13 protein-coding genes, 2 tRNA genes and 2 pseudogenes are annotated in these 17,059 nt (G+C 40.5%); 10 read left to right on the forward strand and 7 right to left on the reverse strand.

Translation table 11 applies throughout. The annotated features are described in order from the left end of the window. Positions 1–45 precede the first annotated feature (45 nt). Positions 46–486: a thiol-disulfide oxidoreductase DCC family protein gene (locus F908_RS12995; RefSeq protein WP_005162714.1), complete on the forward strand. Its 441-nt coding sequence runs from the start codon at positions 46–48 to the stop codon at positions 484–486. Beyond that, on the forward strand, positions 483–887 hold the full coding sequence (locus tag F908_RS13000) for a DoxX-like family protein (protein ID WP_005162717.1): 405 nt from the start codon (positions 483–485) through the stop codon (positions 885–887). The genes F908_RS12995 and F908_RS13000 overlap by 4 nt, the downstream gene beginning before the upstream one ends. Here the strand turns inward: F908_RS13000 and F908_RS13005 are convergent. Next, positions 877–1,929 carry an MBL fold metallo-hydrolase gene (locus tag F908_RS13005; protein ID WP_005162719.1) on the reverse strand — a complete coding sequence of 351 codons (1,053 nt, stop codon included), beginning with the start codon at positions 1,927–1,929 and terminating at the stop codon, positions 877–879. The genes F908_RS13000 and F908_RS13005 overlap by 11 nt on opposite strands. A 384-nt stretch (positions 1,930–2,313) precedes the next feature. On the opposite strand from F908_RS13005, the gene F908_RS13010 reads away from it, so the two are divergent. Beyond that, positions 2,314–3,222 (forward strand): LysR substrate-binding domain-containing protein, encoded by a 909-nt coding sequence (locus F908_RS13010; RefSeq protein WP_005162720.1) that lies wholly within the window; start codon positions 2,314–2,316, stop codon positions 3,220–3,222. Between the two features lie 115 nt (positions 3,223–3,337). Here the strand turns inward: F908_RS13010 and F908_RS16355 are convergent. The 5 genes and pseudogenes from F908_RS16355 to F908_RS13030 form a co-directional block, all read right to left on the reverse strand. After that, positions 3,338–3,463, reverse strand: a pseudogene (locus F908_RS16355) (glutathione S-transferase family protein); the annotation flags it as partial. Positions 3,464–3,515: 52 nt separating this feature from the next. Next, a pseudogene (locus F908_RS13015) lies at positions 3,516–3,951 on the reverse strand (helix-turn-helix transcriptional regulator). A gap of 77 nt (positions 3,952–4,028) precedes the next feature. Next, on the reverse strand, positions 4,029–4,703 hold the full coding sequence (locus F908_RS13020) for an HAD-IA family hydrolase (protein ID WP_005162725.1): 675 nt from the start codon (positions 4,701–4,703) through the stop codon (positions 4,029–4,031). After that, positions 4,700–5,632 (reverse strand): RluA family pseudouridine synthase, encoded by a 933-nt coding sequence (locus F908_RS13025; protein WP_005162731.1) that lies wholly within the window; start codon positions 5,630–5,632, stop codon positions 4,700–4,702. The genes F908_RS13020 and F908_RS13025 overlap by 4 nt, the downstream gene beginning before the upstream one ends. A gap of 62 nt (positions 5,633–5,694) precedes the next feature. Then, positions 5,695–6,042: a hypothetical protein gene (locus F908_RS13030; protein ID WP_004659153.1), complete on the reverse strand. Its 348-nt coding sequence runs from the start codon at positions 6,040–6,042 to the stop codon at positions 5,695–5,697. Positions 6,043–6,422: 380 nt separating this feature from the next. Here F908_RS13030 and F908_RS13035 point away from each other — a divergent pair, with 380 nt between their 5' ends. The 4 genes from F908_RS13035 (at position 6,423) to F908_RS13050 (ending at position 12,115) form a co-directional block, all read left to right on the forward strand. Then, a complete protein-coding gene (locus tag F908_RS13035; RefSeq protein ID WP_005162735.1) occupies positions 6,423–9,791 on the forward strand; it encodes an Rne/Rng family ribonuclease in 3,369 nt (1,122 codons plus the stop codon). Positions 9,792–9,980: 189 nt separating this feature from the next. Beyond that, the gene (locus F908_RS13040; protein ID WP_005162736.1) at positions 9,981–11,822 is read left to right on the forward strand and encodes a long-chain-acyl-CoA synthetase; all 1,842 of its coding nucleotides are present in this window, start codon (positions 9,981–9,983) and stop codon (positions 11,820–11,822) included. 120 nt (positions 11,823–11,942) lie between these two features. Next, positions 11,943–12,018 (forward strand) — tRNA-Lys (locus F908_RS13045). A gap of 21 nt (positions 12,019–12,039) precedes the next feature. Then, positions 12,040–12,115, forward strand: a tRNA-Lys gene (locus F908_RS13050). A gap of 124 nt (positions 12,116–12,239) precedes the next feature. Here F908_RS13050 and hemW read toward each other — a convergent pair. Continuing rightward, positions 12,240–13,394, reverse strand: coding sequence for a radical SAM family heme chaperone HemW (gene hemW / locus F908_RS13055; protein WP_005162737.1), 1,155 nt, complete (start codon positions 13,392–13,394; stop codon positions 12,240–12,242). A 116-nt stretch (positions 13,395–13,510) separates the two neighbouring features. Between hemW and F908_RS13060 the strand changes: the two genes are divergently transcribed. The 3 genes from F908_RS13060 to F908_RS13070 all read left to right on the forward strand — a co-directional run bounded on the left by F908_RS13060 (position 13,511) and on the right by F908_RS13070 (position 16,946). After that, a complete protein-coding gene (locus F908_RS13060) occupies positions 13,511–13,972 on the forward strand; it encodes a DMT family transporter (RefSeq protein ID WP_005162738.1) in 462 nt (153 codons plus the stop codon). A 29-nt stretch (positions 13,973–14,001) separates the two neighbouring features. Beyond that, positions 14,002–15,363 (forward strand): MATE family efflux transporter, encoded by a 1,362-nt coding sequence (locus tag F908_RS13065; RefSeq protein ID WP_005162739.1) that lies wholly within the window; start codon positions 14,002–14,004, stop codon positions 15,361–15,363. Between the two features lie 287 nt (positions 15,364–15,650). Next, positions 15,651–16,946: an ABC1 kinase family protein gene (locus F908_RS13070; RefSeq protein ID WP_005162743.1), complete on the forward strand. Its 1,296-nt coding sequence runs from the start codon at positions 15,651–15,653 to the stop codon at positions 16,944–16,946. The last annotated feature ends 113 nt before the right edge of the window (positions 16,947–17,059 follow it).

Raw genomic sequence — 17,059 nt, forward strand, 5'->3', positions numbered from 1 at the left:
TGAACTTAGGTAACAATTTAGTCAATCTCTTATAGAAAAATAATCATGTCAAAACAATTAGATCAACTGATTCAAAGCCATAATATTATCTTGTTCGATGGCGTGTGTGTTCTTTGCTCAGCATGGGCAAATTTTATGATCAAGCATGATCTACGTTATCAATTCAAACTCGTTTCTGTGCAATCAGATTTGGGGCAACAGATCTTAAAAAAGTATCATTTTCCAACTGACCATTTTGAAACCATGCTCTTACTTGAGAAGGGACAATTATTCACTGAATCAACGGCTTTCTTACGCGTGATGGAATCCCTTGATTTTCCTTACAACACATTACGATATGGCAAGTTTGTTCCAAAATTTGTACGTGACTTTACTTATCGACGTATTGCCCTTAATCGTTATCAACTTTTTGGTAAGACTGAAGATTGCTATGTGATTCAAGCAAGTGATAAACAGCATTTTTTATTGGATGATGTTTTAAGATGAGAAATGCTGAACTTACAATTGCACAGATTTTAAAATTCTGTCAGCTGATTATTGCATTTCTTTGGATTTATCAAGGTTTAATTCCTAAATTAATTTTTCAGGTAGAGGGTGAACAATACGTTTGGCAACAATTACATATTCCTGAGGTGTATATACCATGGTTAGTCTCGCTTTCAGGGATTGGCGAGGTCATTTTTGGTATTCTCTTTCTGTTTATAAGACATCAATATTTGCACTGGCTCAGCATTTTGAGTTTAGTTGGGTTATTTATTTTGATTTTATTCATTTATCCAAATCAAATTTACCAAGCATTTAATCCCGTCGTGATGAATATTGCATTAGGGAGTCTTTCGCTGATTTCAATCTGGTGCCTCAACGCAAAGACTCATACTAAGCCCTAATGAAATGTCCTTCACGAATACAATAAAATGGATTGACTAATTTAGATGAGGATTTCATTGCTTGTTGTAACTCATGTTCAGGAGCATTGCGGTCTTCATCGGTAAGCTGGAAAGTACGAAAATGAATGGCCAATGAACGATGCGCATGCAAATCTAAATGAGCGTGAAAAGCATCTTGTGGATTCATATGCACATATCGCATTAACTTTCGTGGCTCATAAGCACCTATGGGTAATAGTGCAATACGTGCATCACCATATCGCTCATGAATTTGTTTGAAGTGCGCTGCGTAGCCTGTATCACCCGCAAAGAAACAATGTCCTGTCTTTGCCAGAAGCGAAAAACCACCCCACAAAGCTCTATTTTGATCCCGTGCCCCACGCCCAGAAGCATGTTGTGCTGGGGTATAGGCAATCTTGATTTCGTCATGAAAAGGAATTTCTTGCCACCAATCCATTTCAATCACATGTAAATGTTTTGCTAAGTAGTAACCATTACCTAAACCCGTATAAATCGGCATTTTAAATTTCTGATGCAGCCACTCCAACGTTGCCAAGTCCATATGGTCATAATGATTATGGCTTAATAGTACTGCATGAATCGTTGGGAGCTTTTCTAGGGCGATCCCTGCTGGGCAAACTCGTTGCGGGCCTTGTCCTTGCTTTGGACTAACATAGTCACACCAGACAGGATCGGTTAAGAAGTTGTAAGGGCCTATTTGGATGAGAACGGTTGCATGTCCTACAAACCAAATCTGCCAATTATTTAAATCTACGTGTGGTCTATTTTGTGGTAACTCAAGCATTTGATTACGCAAATTAGCTTCATGTGCGCGATCAACATTCCAAGTATAAGATTTTCGTGTCGCTAACCATTTAAATAAACCTTTACGGTCAAACGGTGTAAGCGGTTTTTCTAAATTATAAAAACGATCAATACCACAATGATCAGAAGGCTCATGTGGAAATGGAGGTTTCCCCCAAGTATGGCTCAAGCAAGATTGGGTCGGCAATTGATAGGTTAATGTCGGCTTATCTTTCATGTACTTCTTCTTTGCTGGAATTGAATCGCACAAAATTCCGATAGAACTGGGATAATGAGCAGTCCTTTACTCTAACTTTTAAAATCAATCTAATTGTATGATTTTTTTTAGAGGGTTTAATTGTCTCTAAACAATCGAACTTGATCCTAACATAAGCTTGTTAGTTATGCTGATTTTATCCAGTCGAGTCAATACAATTTTAGGGAACACATCAAACTTTTCCACTATATACCTTATATAGTTTTCTTATTTATCTAATACATTTTTTATATTTTAAGAAAAAGTATATTGTTTACAAAAACAGCTATTATATAATGGACATCGAGAAGTACTTTCTAACACTCATACTTTACAATAATAGTAAGACATATTTGGATCAGTCTAATGGAATTACGCCATTTACGTTACTTTATTACTGTTGCTGAGGAATTAAGCTTCAGTAAGGCTGCGATAAAACTGCATACAGCCCAACCCTCTTTAAGCCAACAAATCAAAGATTTAGAGGATGATATTGGTGTTCAATTATTTTATCGCACCAAACGTAAAGTTGAATTGACTGAGGAAGGTCTCGTTTTTTTAGAGCAAGCACGCTTAACCTTAACCCAAGCGGACAAAGCCATTACCATGGCGCGACAAGTTGCGGCAGCAAAAGTACAATGTCTAAGAATCGGATTTGTACCTTCTGCTGAAATTAGAATTTTTCCCTATATTTTCCCTAGGTTACGTGTCAAAACACCTAAACTGCAAATCAACACATTAAACTTAAAAGAAAGTGATCAAATCGCAGAATTAAAAAAAGGTGATTTAGACATTATTTTTATTAATCAAGACTTTCAAAATGAATATTTTGCCAGTCAATTGGTTTTGAAAGAACCGTTAATTTTTATCTTACCGAAACAGCATCCTTTAGTGGAGTTTAATGAGTTAAATATTGAACAACTGAATGGATTGGAACTGACCATCCTGTCACATAAACTTTCTCAACCATTGGCTCAAACGATTCTGAAATACAGAGATCAGCATCAAATTAAATTTAAATCGGTCCACGAAACCAACAAGATCGCTGAATGTATTCAAGCAGTACAGAGTGGTTCGAGCTGCGCGATTTTACCTTCTTATATGCAAGCGCTTGCGACGGATCAAATCGCTGTTCGTCCATTAAACCACCCTCTGCCGAGTCTCGATGTATTTATGAGTTTCCATCGCACCTCACCAAGCCAAGCAGCAGAACAATTTTTGGAAGAAATTAGACAAGTTTTCGAACTAGAACAGTTAGCACTTTATGCAAGCTAAGAAAAAAGCCGATTTAAACTAGCTTTGAGTTTGTCTACTTAGGCTTGCTCACTAAAAAACGCCACAAATTTTTGATAACTTTCACGCTGTTTTATATTTTCTAATCAGATTTTATCTCTACACCCAACATTTTGTTGGTCGATGCTGCTTCTATTCGCTCACAGGCAACCCCCAGTTCAATGAGCAACCAATCAACAACCACACCTCGAGACTGAGTATTTGTATAAAATGTAAGTGCCATTTTTTATATTTCCGTGTTTATTGGTGTTATTAAAATTTAATCGTTCACATTGTCAGTTTTTCTCAGTAGTCGAACGGCATACTTCCTGAGCCCACCATTGTTGAAAAAGTTGTTGTTTGAATTGTGGATAAAGTTCTTGGCTTAAACTTAGATTTTGCATACGATCAAGTCGAAAATTTCGGAAATCATTACGTAATTCACACCAAGCAGCGAGCACAATCTTGTCATTAAAATAACCAAGCGCAAACGGCTAAACTGTTCTCGCACTGGTACGTTGCTGTTCATCAACATAATCAAAGAAAATTTTAACTTGAGATCGAATCGACACTCTGACTTGCTCAACCAATATTTGATTGACAGCTAACCATACGTTAAACGCTACGCTGACTGATCTGCAAACGCTCAGCCAAAACGACTTGTGCGGTGACTGGAGAACGATATTGTCGAAGTAATTGTAATAAATTCAGTAATCGAATAGCACGACTCATGCTATCCCTATTGTTATTATGGATGATGAGAAAATCAGCTTTCTCACCATCTTATCTTTGCAAATAATGTGAATCGCTTAACTTTCACTAATCGCTGCACGTTCTAAGATTGTTTGCAAATAAGCATGTAAATCCTGCACATTATGAGCAATCGTTAAAGGCTGGTATTGTTGCAAAGTTTCAATACTATGCACCCCATAGCTGACGCCAATACGTTGCATATTCAGATTTTCTGCCATTTCTAAATCGTAACTGGTATCCCCCACCATAATGGCGCATTCAACTGCTACATCCAACTCAGCAAGAATCTCCTGCAACATCAATGGATCAGGTTTAGACTTGGTTTCACTGGCTGCACGAGTAGTATCAAAAATCTGATGACTATTGGTTTGACTTAATACACGATCTAAACCTTTACGACTTTTACCCGTCGCAACTGCAAGCTTGATCCCTTGTTGTTTTAAGTCAGCCAACAACTCTGCCACACCACTAAACCATGCATCGCCTTTTGAATTTGCAACATAATGATCTGCATAACATTGCAAAATATCTTGCTGCAAATCTGGAACCTGCGGAAATAAGATTTGCATGACTTCGGGCAAACCCAAGCCAATGATACTTTTTGCGGCATCATCCGTTAAAGGTTGCTCAAATTGCTGTGCTGCATATTGCAGACTTGCTACGATTTGTCCAACCGAATCGAATAAAGTGCCATCCCAGTCAAAAATCACCAGTTCGATATTTTGACTCATTTCTGTTTTCTCAATTCATTGATCACTTGTTGCATATCTTCTGGCATTGGCGCTTCAATGCTTGGATAGTTTGGAATGTCTAAACGCATGGCATGTAGGCATAAACGACGTGCTTCAGGGCCTTTATAGTCTGTATTATGTCCATATTTATCATCCCCAACTAAAGGATGACCAATACTTAAACCATGTACACGGATTTGATGGGTACGTCCCGAAAGCGGTGATGCATGCACCAAAGTCGCTGTCTTAAAACGTTCAACCACTTTCCAGTCAGTCTTACTCGGCTTACCATCTTTAGTCACACGAACACGACGTTCGCCATTCGCCAGTTCATAGCGCAATAAGGGTGCATCAATCAATTGCTGATCCAAACTGACTTGTCCTTTGACAATCGCCGCATACATTTTTTGAATTTTATGCTCGCGTAGTAAATCCTGAAGCAGTTTTAAGGTACTACGTTTCTTACTGATCATGACCAAGCCCGAAGTATCTCGGTCAATACGATGAATTAATTCTAAATATTTTTTGCCTGTCGCAGCACGCATGGCTTCGATTAAACCATAAGCCACACCACTGCCGCCATGAACAGCAATCCCAGACGGTTTATTCACTACTAATAAGCCTTCATCTTCGTAAACCACACGACTAAGCAGGCTTTGCGCCACGCCATCACTCACTGGTGCCGTGCTTTCATCCTTTTGTTCATAACGAATTGGTGCGACACGAATCTGATCGCCAATATTCAAACGCGTTTCTGCTTTTATTCTTTTTTTGTTGACACGTACTTGTCCTTCACGAATCAAACGGTAGATTCGACTTTTCGGAACACCTTTTAATCGGGTAAATAAAAAATTATCTATTCGCTGCCCGTCTTGATGCTCATCCACGTCAAACCAAGTGACACTTTGCCATTGTTGTGTAGAATTCATACGCTCGATTAATCCAAGATTTGCTAAATATGATTAAAAATTGATCATTTAGCTAAGTTATTTCACAAGAAACCTAAACTTAGCCCATAGGCAGATGCCGCAAGGTTTGATATATTCAGCGCACGGATACCACCGTAAGTGAGCATCAGATCAGAAATTTTATTTAGATAAAATTTTAAATCGACGAGATACTCACCAATAACTCGGATAGGTCCTAAAGAATTATGCCGACGCCGAAGGCTTATTATATCGGCAAAATGGCAAACTGTTGCGTTTAATTGTGCATCAGCACATACAGTTTGTTCAGAAAAAATATGTTGCCAACAAATTTGTTGGTTATTAAACGTAAACTGATCCACATCAGACAATTTGCTCCCTGATGTCGCATTCAGGCTAAAGCGTTGATGCATTGGAACTGCTAAGCAGAGATACGATGATCATTCCGTATCACGAGACTTCCAGGTGGATCGACTTCAATGCTTAATGACAGTGAAAGTCACCATCCAATGCACCGCTCACCCGCCAGTGAAGCGTCTAGGAACTTTGATTATGCTGGGTCTAAAGATATTTCACAGATGCAAAACATGGATGAAATATCATTAGACTGAAGATTAAGGCACTATTGCTGACATCGAAATAAACGTATCAAAGCACAAACTGAATATTTACAGTCAGTGGTTTCAGAGCATCATGTACAAAGCTGCTTCTGAATCTTGATCGCGCCAATTTGATGTTTGCTCAAAAGTATCGGGCTGATTGTTTGTGTGCATCACTATTAGGTGTCACACCCATGAAACGTATGTTGATTAATGCAACCCACGCCGAAGAAGTTCGCGTTGCACTGATTACTGGTAATCGTCTTTACGATTTCGATTTAGAAAATCGTACTCGTGAACAAAAAAAATCAAATATTTATAAAGGTCATGTCACTCGCGTTGAACCTTCTTTAGAAGCAGTTTTCGTTGAGTACGGCGCACAGCGTCAAGGCTTTTTATCTATGCGAGAAATTGCAAACTCGTATTTCAAAGCGGATCCTCGTCAAACTTCAAATATTCGTGAACTCATCACTGAAGGCACAGAATTATTGGTTCAAGTCGAAAAAGAAGAGCGCGGTAACAAAGGTGCTGCGCTTTCTACTTTTATTTCTCTTGCAGGCCGTTATTTGGTACTTATGCCAAACAACCCGAAAGGTGGCGGTATTAGCCGTCAGATTTCAGGTTCTGTGCGCGAAGAGCTCAAAGAAATTCTATCTTCTTTAAATGTACCTCGTGGCATGAGCGTCATTGTTCGTACTGCGGGTATTGGTCGTACACAAGAAGAATTGCAACTTGATTTGCAACATTTACTTGACCTTTGGGCTCAAATCCAAGGTTCAGCAGGTTCTGGTCCATCACCAATGTTAGTTCACCAAGAAGCAGGTGTAGTGACACGTGCGATCCGTGATTACTTACGTGATGATGTTGCAGAAATCCTGATTGATAGTGAACAAGCTTATAACGAAGCCTATAACTTCGTAAAAGCAGTCATGCCACGCCAACTTGATAAGTTAAAAACTTATACCTTGAATGAGCCTCTATTTGCTCACTTCGGTATCGAAAGCCAAATTCAAACCGCTTATGAACGTGAAGTTAAACTTCCGTCTGGTGGTTCAATCGTGATTGATCAAACTGAAGCTTTAGTTTCAATCGATATTAACTCGGCGAAATCAACACGTGGTCATGATGTTGAAGAAACTGCTTTAAACACCAACTTGGAAGCAGCTGAAGAAATCGCACGTCAACTTCGTTTGCGTGATATTGGCGGTTTAGTCGTAATCGATTTTATTGACATGACCAAAGACCGTAACCAACGTATGGTTGAAGCGAAATTACGTGAAGCAACGCAAAGTGACCGCGCACGTATCCAGTTCGGTCAACTGTCACGTTTTGGGCTCATGGAAATGAGCCGTCAACGTTTACGCCCTTCTTTAGAAGAAGCGACTGGCTACGTTTGCCCACGCTGTCATGGGACAGGTATGGTGCGTGACTTACGTTCATTGTCACTTTCGATTATGCGCAAGGTCGAAGAAATTGCTTTACGCGAGCGTCAGGGTGAGGTACAGGTGGAAGTGCCTGTGGAAATCGCGGCATTCCTGTTGAATGAAAAGCGTCACAGCCTTGTATATCTGGAGCAAACCTCCAATGTGCGTGTCACCATTTTGCCGCATCCACATTTAGAAACGCCACACTATGAAATCCAGTACAATCCAGCAGGCTTTGCGCCTTCAAGCTATGAACGTACTGAAGCGACCCGTGACAGTGAAAAACAACTCGGTTATGAGTCTTCTGAATGGCATTTAGAAGGAGCAGAGCATCACCATGCAGCACCTGCACAAAATAATGCAGCTGCACAGCAAAAGAAAGCCACTCAACAACAAGCTGCTCAACCTAAGCAAGCACAACAAGCTGTTGCACAAAAGTCAACAAGCCCTTGCGCATGGTTAGAGAACTTATTCGTTCAAAAGCAAGCACAAACGATTGATCAATCACGTTCTGCACAAAATGCTGCCGCAGCAATTGAACAAATGATTAATAACGGTGCAGTCAGCCGTGGTCAGTTTGGTCAAATGAATACGCCTGCTGCTATCACTGAGACTGCAGCACCAACCGTCAATAATGCTTATATTTCACAATCACCCGTGAAACAAGAAGCACGCGAAACATTTGAGAAAGATGAAAAAGCTCATCGCCCAAATCAATCGCAAAATCCGAAGAAACGTAAACATAAAGAACAACGTGAACATCATTCACATGCACATGAACAACAAAATCAAGTGCAGGAAGAAAATGTTCAAGTTTCTTCTCGTCAAGAGCAACCATCACGTCAAGAACAACGTGAGTTAAAGCGTCAGCAAAAACGTCAGCAACCGCAAGAACATCAAAACCAACAGCAGCATCAAGATGCTGGACATGGTAATGATACAAGCGCGTTGCCACGTCGTGATCGCAATAACCAACAGCGTCCAAATCGACCAAACCGTCATCGTGACCAAAGTGTTTTAAATGAAACTGCTGCCGCTACACATGAAACTGTAGCGAGTCCTCAACAAATTAAAGTTGATGTGATTGATGCACCTCGCGCAGAACCAATCAACACAGCATTGATCGTAAATATTGATCAAGGTCAAAGTGAAATTGTTGCATTAAATCAACAACAGGCTAAGCCAGTTACAAAAACTGGAACAGCACCTGTTGCTGTAGAGCAAACTGAAGTCCTTGAACCTGTTCAAACAGAACAAGTGGCTACAGAAGTTGAAGAAGTGACATCAACTGAAGCTGCTCCAGCACCTGTAAAACGTGCTAGCAATGATCCACGTTCACGTCGTCGTCATCGTGATTCACAATCATCGCCTAAAGCCGTTGTGCCTAAAGTTGTACCGTCACAAATTCCAACATTAGCTCAATACACGATGAGTAGCCTGATTCGTCATGTATATGGTGAAGATTGTACTATTTTGATTGAGCAATTCGGCTTGGTGACAACATTTAATCGTGCATTACAAAAGTTTGCTGAGCAATATGCAAATACTTTAGTGGTTGAAGCTGTTGCTGAAGAAAAACGTCCCGTAACTCGTGATGCTGAACTTCCAACTCAAAAGCAAACTGAAGAAGTTGAACCTGCACCTGTATTGGCACTAACTCCACCAGAAGCACCTGCTACTCGTGTTGCAAATGATCCACGCGAACGTCGTCGCTTGGCTAAACTTGCCGCTGAACAAGCTAAGGAAGCTCATATCGCTGCAAATACGACTGCTGCACCTGTTGAAAGCACTGAATCGAAAGAAGAAGTGCCAGAAACAGTCGTTAATATTGTTGCAGATGAAACAGTAGCCACTACACCAGCGCAACAACCACTAGAACTAGACAGTACTGATGTTACGCCAGCAGAAGCCGCACCAGTTGAAGCTTCTGAGCCAGTAACATCGACTGAAACAGCTGAAGTTGAAATCGTAGCTGAAACGGTTTCTGAAACGACTGAAACTGTTCAAGCTGTTGAAAAAGCTGAGCCAACTGAAGCAGAACTAGAGGATGAAGCAGTGAAGGCAGAAAAGGAAAAATCTAGCCGTCCTCGTCGCCCTCGTGGAAGACCCCCTAAAAAGAGCACAACTGGCAATGAATAATTTGCTAAATTGCACTCAATAAGGCAAAGCCTAGTCATTTCGATGACTAGGCTTTTTTGTTATTTTGTCAGATTAGGTTGATTGCTCTAGGAACTTACCAGTAAAAACAGCATCAACAACAATGATGTTAATGGTTGTGTTCTAACAGATAGCCATTTTTGGACTGATCGAAAAATAAACAGGATTGATATGAGCCAAACTACGCAGACCGATATTATTACCCTTAGTGATGTTGCTACTCGACTTCCAAACTTCATCACCAAAGTACCTCATATCCTCAATGGACTTAAACAAGCATATATACGAACGCCAACTTCACCTGCTGGTTTAGGCATTGCCTTTGAAAAAGCAGTCAAGCGTAACCCTCAAGGCATAGCTCTGTTATTTGAAGATCAAAGTTACAGCTACCAAGCACTAAATGAATGGGCCAACCAAATTGCGCATTACTATTTATCGCTTGGTGCTAAAAAGGGTGATGTCATTGCAGTGATGGTTGAAAACCGTCCTGAACTGATTGCTACGATTGTTGCTTTAGCTAAAATTGGTGTCACGATCGCACTCGTAAACACATCACAAGTCGGTAAAATCCTCGCTCATAGCATTAATTTGGTTAATCCAATTGCAGTGATTGCAGGTGAAGAAGTCCGTGCTGCGATTGATGAAGCTCGCACAGAATTAAAAGTTGCTCAAGATCGTTTCCACTGGTTTGCTGATCTAGAAACACGAAAAAATGCAGGGATTGCACCACAAGGTTATGTGAACCTTGCGCAACAAATTGACCAATTTCCAAAATTCAATCCATCGACTACCCGCACCGTGACAGGTAAAGATGGTTTGTTCTACATCTATACCTCTGGTACAACGGGCCTACCAAAAGCTGTTATTTTCACACATAGCCGTTGGACTCTAGCTTACGGTACCTATGGACATATCCTTAACCTCGGTAAAGATGATGTGATGTACGTGACCCTCCCGCTTTACCATGCAACGGGAGTTGTGGTGTGCTGGTGTGGTGTGATTGCAGGCAGTGCAACCCTTGCCGTACGCCGAAAGTATTCAACTAGCGCATTCTGGAAAGATGTACAGAAATTCAATGCCTCTGCAATTGGTTATGTCGGTGAACTGTGTCGTTACCTCATCGATGCGCCTGCAACTGAACAGGATCGTGCCCATCGTGTTACCAAAATGATTGGTAACGGTATGCGTCCAAACATTTGGGGTAAGTTCAAAGAACGCTTTGGCGTGCAAGAAGTACTTGAACTTTATGCATCAAGTGAAGGCAATGTTGGTTTTAGTAATATCTTTAACTTTGACAATACAGTTGGCTTCTCTCCAACACCATACGCGATCGTTGAATTTAATAAAGAAAAGAATGAATTAGTTCGCGATAAGAAAGGCCACTGCAAGAAAGTCAAAACAGGTGAGGTTGGCTTACTGATTGGTAAGATCACTAGCCGTTCACCATTTGATGGCTACACCGATCCAGAAAAGAACAAATCTGTGATTTTAAAAGATGTGTTTAACAAGGGTGATTCATACTTCAATACGGGTGATCTGGTTCGTGACATCGGTTTCCGCCACGCACAGTTTGTGGACCGTTTAGGCGACACTTTCCGATGGAAAGGTGAAAACGTATCCACCACCGAAGTTGAAAACATGGTGTGCGAATACGATAAGATTGCAGAAGCTGTGGTATATGGGGTAGAGATTCCAAATACCAATGGTCGTGCAGGTATGGCAGCAATTACTTTGGTTGATGGTGCAGAGCTTAACGAAACTGATCTAAGCGCTATGGTAAATGTATTTAAAAAATGCTTACCATCATATGCAATTCCAGTATTTTTACGCATTCAAGCCAAAGTAGAAACCACTGGAACATTTAAGTATCAAAAAAATAAACTGAAAGAAGACTCATTTAATCCGAGCAAAACATCTGAACGTTTATTGGTTTTATTGCCAGGTACAAACAGCTATAGTGATGTAAATACTGAAATCTTTGATAACATTCAAAGCTATCAGTACCGTTTCTAGTTTATTTTTTAGCTAAACAAGAGGAAATCGTGCTTTTTATAAACAATCATGCAGATGTTTTTAAATTTCCTCTTGTGTTAGCTGAATAAGTTGCTAGAATACGCAACATCAAAACGAGATGGGTCGTTAGCTCAGTTGGTAGAGCAGCGGACTTTTAATCCGTTGGTCCCGCGTTCGAGTCGCGGACGACCCACCATTTAATGTTTTGAACCCCTATGGGTCGTTAGCTCAGTTGGTAGAGCAGCGGACTTTTAATCCGTTGGTCCCGCGTTCGAGTCGCGGACGACCCACCAGATTCTAAAAAACCTCATCATTTATGATGAGGTTTTTTATTTTGTGCGAACTATCTTTCTAAAAGATGACAACAACGATTAGATTACTTTAAGCATCCTTGCTCAAAGTAATCTTACACCTAAATTATAAAAAACTTTCCAATACCGAATTTAAAAAGATATGCCCCTGCTCTGTGCAAGTAATTCGATTCACATCAGCGACCAAAAGTTTTTTGTCACGTAATTGATTCAGCGTCTCATTGATATCTTGCAAATCAAGCCCTGTGCGTTGAGTATAAAATTTCGCATCTACCCCATCATTTAAACGCAAAGCATTCATCATAAATTCAAATGGCAACTCATCTGCTTCGATACGTTTCATTTGCACATGTTCAGCAGGTACCTTAGCCAAATAATCTTTTGGCAGCCGTGTCTTTTGAAAACGATAAATACCCTCTGGGCGAGTCACTTTGCCATGTGCTCCTGCGCCAATCGCCAAGTAATCACCAAACTTCCAATAATTCAAATTATGTGCTGAGGGTTTTTCTTTACGCCATGCTGAGACTTCGTAATTGATAAAACCATTCGCTTTTAAATAAGCCTCACCCCATTCTTGGATATGTTCTAAAACTTCATCTTGTGGCAATACGGGTTGGGTTCTAAAGAACACCGTATTTGGCTCAATGGTCAGTTGATACCAACTAATATGTGTTGCACCCTGTTCTACAGCTAATCTAAGGTCATTTAAAGCCTGTTCTTGCGTTTGCTGTGGTAAACCATGCATGAGATCAACATTAACGCGCTCAAAGCCTGCTTGACGCGCTTGTTGGATCGCATCTAAAGCATTATTCGCAGTATGAATACGACCCAGTCGCTGTAAATGCTCAGGATCAAAACTTTGTACACCTAATGATAAACGGTTGATGCCAACAGCAAGATAATCCGCAAATGGATCATGTTCAACCGTTCCAGGATTAGCTTCCAATGTGATTTCACAATCAACCTCAAAGTCTAATCGCGCCTTTAATTGACCAAATAACCACTGATAGCCTTGTGCTGAAATTAAAGACGGCGTTCCACCACCAATAAATACGCTATGAATTGACCGACCTTGCGCCATTTCAATTTGAGTCTCAAAGTCAGCCACCAGTGCCTCAAGATATTGTTGCTCTAAATCCACAGACAATTCCCCATCAGGAACAGCATGTGAATTGAAGTCACAATAAGGGCATTTACGCACACACCAAGGCATATGGATATAAAGTGAAAGTGGAATATTTGCTGGATTTAAATGACTCAAAATAGAAGCTCAACAACAGAACCCTTTTATTTTAACATGACTCTATCAATCCGCTTATTATCATCACTTCACTATTCGGTTAGACTGAAACAACGAAGAACAATTAGATTGATAAAATGATCAAAATTACCAGCCAACTGCTATTTATTCTTCCCCTTGCATTAGGTGTCGGTATTGCAATGGCATTTCAAACTGCAATTAATTCACAACTCAGAGAATATTTACACTCACCTCTTCAAGCTGCCTTACTCTCTTTTTTGGTAGGAACAATTGTGCTTGCATGTATGGTTTATTTTCAAAACACAGCAAAACCCAGTCTTGGAGAACTGTCGCAAATTCCATGGTTTTTGTGGATAGGTGGATGTCTTGGGGTTTATGCCATCAGCATGAGCATTTATACTGCACCCAAACTCGGTTTTTTAACTTTTTCAGGCTTAGTTATTTTCGGCCAATTGGCCATTTCAATGTTACTTGACCATTTCGGCTGGTTAGGTACAGAAAAAACACCTGTCAATTGGCAACGTCTTGTCGGCAGTATTGTCATTTTTATTGGTGTGATATTCACTCTACAACGCTAATTCTCCCTCAATCAATAAGAGTATTTTTTGTGTCTCACGCGACAACCAAGCGGTTTGAACTTAAGAAATTATTTCATTTAATGTTTCCGATCTTGATCACCCAATTTGCTCAGGCTGGGCTTGGTCTTATTGATACCATCATGGCAGGTCATCTTTCTGCTGCTGATTTGGCAGCAATTGCTGTCGGTGTTGGTCTATGGATTCCAATTATGTTGTTATTTGCAGGAATCATGATCGCAACAACACCTTTAGTCGCTGAAGCGCGCGGTGCAAGAACCCCAGAGAAAATTCCGACTATTGCACGTCAATCCTTATGGGTTGCGGTCATCCTCGGCATCGTTGCTATGTTGATTTTGCAATGTATGCCGATGTTTTTACCCCTGTTTGGAGTACCTGAAAGTTTATTACCGAAAGCAAGCCTGTTTTTACATGCGATTGGCTTTGGTATGCCTGCGGTGATGATGTACGCAGCATTACGTAGTTATTCTGAAGCCTTAGGACATCCACGACCTGTCACTGCGATTAGCTTAATTGCCTTATTGGTCCTGATTCCATTGAACTTTATTTTTATGTACGGTTTGGGACCTATCCCTGCTTTAGGGAGTGCGGGTTGTGGCTTTGCAACGGCAATATTACAGTGGCTGATGTTTATTACACTGGCGATTTACATTTCAAAAGCTAAGGCTTATAAACAAGCGCCCATTTTCACAAAATGGGAAAAAATTGATCCTGTATGGGTAAAACGCATCTTAAAACTGGGGCTGCCGATTGGTCTAGCTGTATTTTTTGAGGTGAGTATTTTCAGCACAGGCGCGATTGTCCTGAGCCCACTCGGTGAAAATGCAATTGCGGCGCATCAGATTGCAATTTCTGTGACTTCACAATTGTTTATGATCCCATTATCTCTTGCCATTGCACTCACGATTCGTGTGGGCACTTATTATGGAGAGAAAAATTGGTATGCGATGCGCCAAGTTCAAAAAGTAGGCTTGATTAGCGCAACCGTTTTTGCTGCTTTGACCATGACACTGATTGCCGTAGCGCGCCCCTATATCGTGGCAATCTATACCAATGATATTCATGTTATTCCTGTCGCGATGTATCTGTTGTGGTTCGCAATGGCGTATCAACTAATGGATGCATGGCAAGTAAGCGCTGCAGGCTGCCTACGTGGCATGCAAGACACGCAAGCACCGATGTGGATTACCCTGATGGCATACTGGGTGATTGCTTTCCCCATCGGTTTATATTTGGCACGTTATACAATTTGGGGAGTAGCAGGTGTTTGGTTAGGATTGATTATCGGTTTAAGCATTGCCTGTGTATTCTTGATTGGTCGCTTATATTTAAACAATAAACGATTAGCGCAACACATTAATCTCAACTCATAAAAACTTAATGCTGGTTTAATTTTTTAATTGAAAGATGACAAGGATGTCATCTTTCAATTTGATCAAAATGTGCGATCAATCTAATAAAAACTTTGGCTAAATCTTAAAAGATCGGGCTAGATTACATCTAAAGATTCCAACCGATAGATGCCCAATACATCCTGTAAGATCTAATCCATTCCCAATATCTACTTACATCCCTTAACATTTCCATCTAGGCAATTTAAGTTTTGTCGCCTATGATCAGGATATCACTTTGAAACTGAATCGAATGAGGTCAAGCGAATATGGCAAAACATGCAAGCTCTCCCAGTAGACGTTTTTTAAAACTGGCTGGTATGACCGCAAGTATTGCCAGCAAAAGCGTTGCCAACTCCATTCGTAATCTCACCGCAGATGAAGAACAAAAAAACGCAGCACGCAGCCAACTATTTCAAGATATTGGCTTACAGATTGCCGATACATTGGGTGAAATGAAAGGTGCAGTGATGAAAGTCGGGCAGATCGCCTCACAATACAAAGACATTTTCCCACCTGAAGTGGCGAAAGCAATTGCTAAGTTACAACGCCAAGCCCCAGCCATGCCTTTTGCTGAAATCAAGCAGCAAGTCGAAAAAGAGTTGGGCAAACCCTTAAACCAAATTTTTAGCTCTTTTGAAACCGAACCATTTGCAGCAGCTTCGATTGGTCAAGTACATCGTGCGGTACTTCCAAATGGGCAAGCAGTTGTGGTGAAAGTACAATATCCAGGGGTTGACCAAGCCTGTGAAAGTGACTTAAAGCAAGTCCGCCTCGCATTACGCTTAATGGGCGTACTTAAGATTGATAAGAAGCTACAAGATCAACTATTTCAAGAAATTCAGGACAGCCTTTCTGCTGAATTGAACTACGAAATCGAAGCACAAAACCTCGAGGTTTTTAAAATTTTTCATGAGAAGTTGGATAATCAAATCATCATACCAACCGTCTATAAAGATTATTCGTCTCGCCGCGTACTAACGCTGAGCCTTGAACAAGGTGATTCCATTGAAACTGCCAGTACATGGTCAGTTGAAACCCGTAATCAAATCGGTCGTCGTTTGATTCGCGCTTTAGGACAAGAAATGTTTTTCTTGAAGCGTTTTCATTGTGATCCTCATCCGGGCAACTTCGCTTTCCGTGAAGATGGCAGTGTGATTATTTATGATTACGGTAGCGTCAAAACGCTATCCCCTGAAATCATTCAACACTTTAAAGCGTTGGTCAATGCAGCTCGCCAAGAAGATATTGCTCAGGTTGAAGATTTATTGGTTGAACTGCATTCAATTGCTGAAAAGCAGAAATTTCCAACAGAACTGTATACGCAATGGATTGAAATTCTATTACGCCCGTTAAGTACACATTATGATTTTGCCGAAAATTCATCGCATCACGATGGAATGCGACTTGTTAAAAAATCGCTGAAATATTGGGATGTATTTAAACCTTCTCCAGATACGCTCATGGTCAATCGTACGATTTCAGGACATTATTGGAACTTGATTCACCTTAAAGTTCACGACAACTTAAATGATTTATTTGAAGAGCTTGTTCCAAATTACTAAAAAACTGCCCCTTTATTTTTGAATAAAGGGGGTGAAATATTTTACCTACAAGTTATAGATCACTCACTTGAAAGCATTAGAATTGACTCTATATACTGTTATGTTATAACATA

The sequence above is a fragment of the Acinetobacter sp. NIPH 284 genome, from assembly GCF_000369425.1.
Classification (GTDB): Bacteria; Pseudomonadota; Gammaproteobacteria; order Pseudomonadales; family Moraxellaceae; genus Acinetobacter.

Excerpts from the sequence above, each read along its gene's own strand:
- F908_RS13070 (WP_005162743.1), top strand. The coding sequence starts at position 15,651 with ATGGCAAAACATGCAAGCTCTCCCAGTAGACGTTTTTTAAAACTGGCT.
- F908_RS13005 (WP_005162719.1), bottom strand. The coding sequence starts at position 1,929 with ATGAAAGATAAGCCGACATTAACCTATCAATTGCCGACCCAATCTTGC.
- F908_RS13025 (WP_005162731.1), bottom strand. The coding sequence starts at position 5,632 with ATGAATTCTACACAACAATGGCAAAGTGTCACTTGGTTTGACGTGGAT.
- F908_RS13010 (WP_005162720.1), top strand. The coding sequence starts at position 2,314 with ATGGAATTACGCCATTTACGTTACTTTATTACTGTTGCTGAGGAATTA.
- F908_RS13035 (WP_005162735.1), top strand. The coding sequence starts at position 6,423 with ATGAAACGTATGTTGATTAATGCAACCCACGCCGAAGAAGTTCGCGTT.
- F908_RS12995 (WP_005162714.1), top strand. The coding sequence starts at position 46 with ATGTCAAAACAATTAGATCAACTGATTCAAAGCCATAATATTATCTTG.
- F908_RS13000 (WP_005162717.1), top strand. The coding sequence starts at position 483 with ATGAGAAATGCTGAACTTACAATTGCACAGATTTTAAAATTCTGTCAG.
- F908_RS13030 (WP_004659153.1), bottom strand. The coding sequence starts at position 6,042 with ATGCATCAACGCTTTAGCCTGAATGCGACATCAGGGAGCAAATTGTCT.
- F908_RS13020 (WP_005162725.1), bottom strand. The coding sequence starts at position 4,703 with ATGAGTCAAAATATCGAACTGGTGATTTTTGACTGGGATGGCACTTTA.
- F908_RS13060 (WP_005162738.1), top strand. The coding sequence starts at position 13,511 with ATGATCAAAATTACCAGCCAACTGCTATTTATTCTTCCCCTTGCATTA.
- F908_RS13040 (WP_005162736.1), top strand. The coding sequence starts at position 9,981 with ATGAGCCAAACTACGCAGACCGATATTATTACCCTTAGTGATGTTGCT.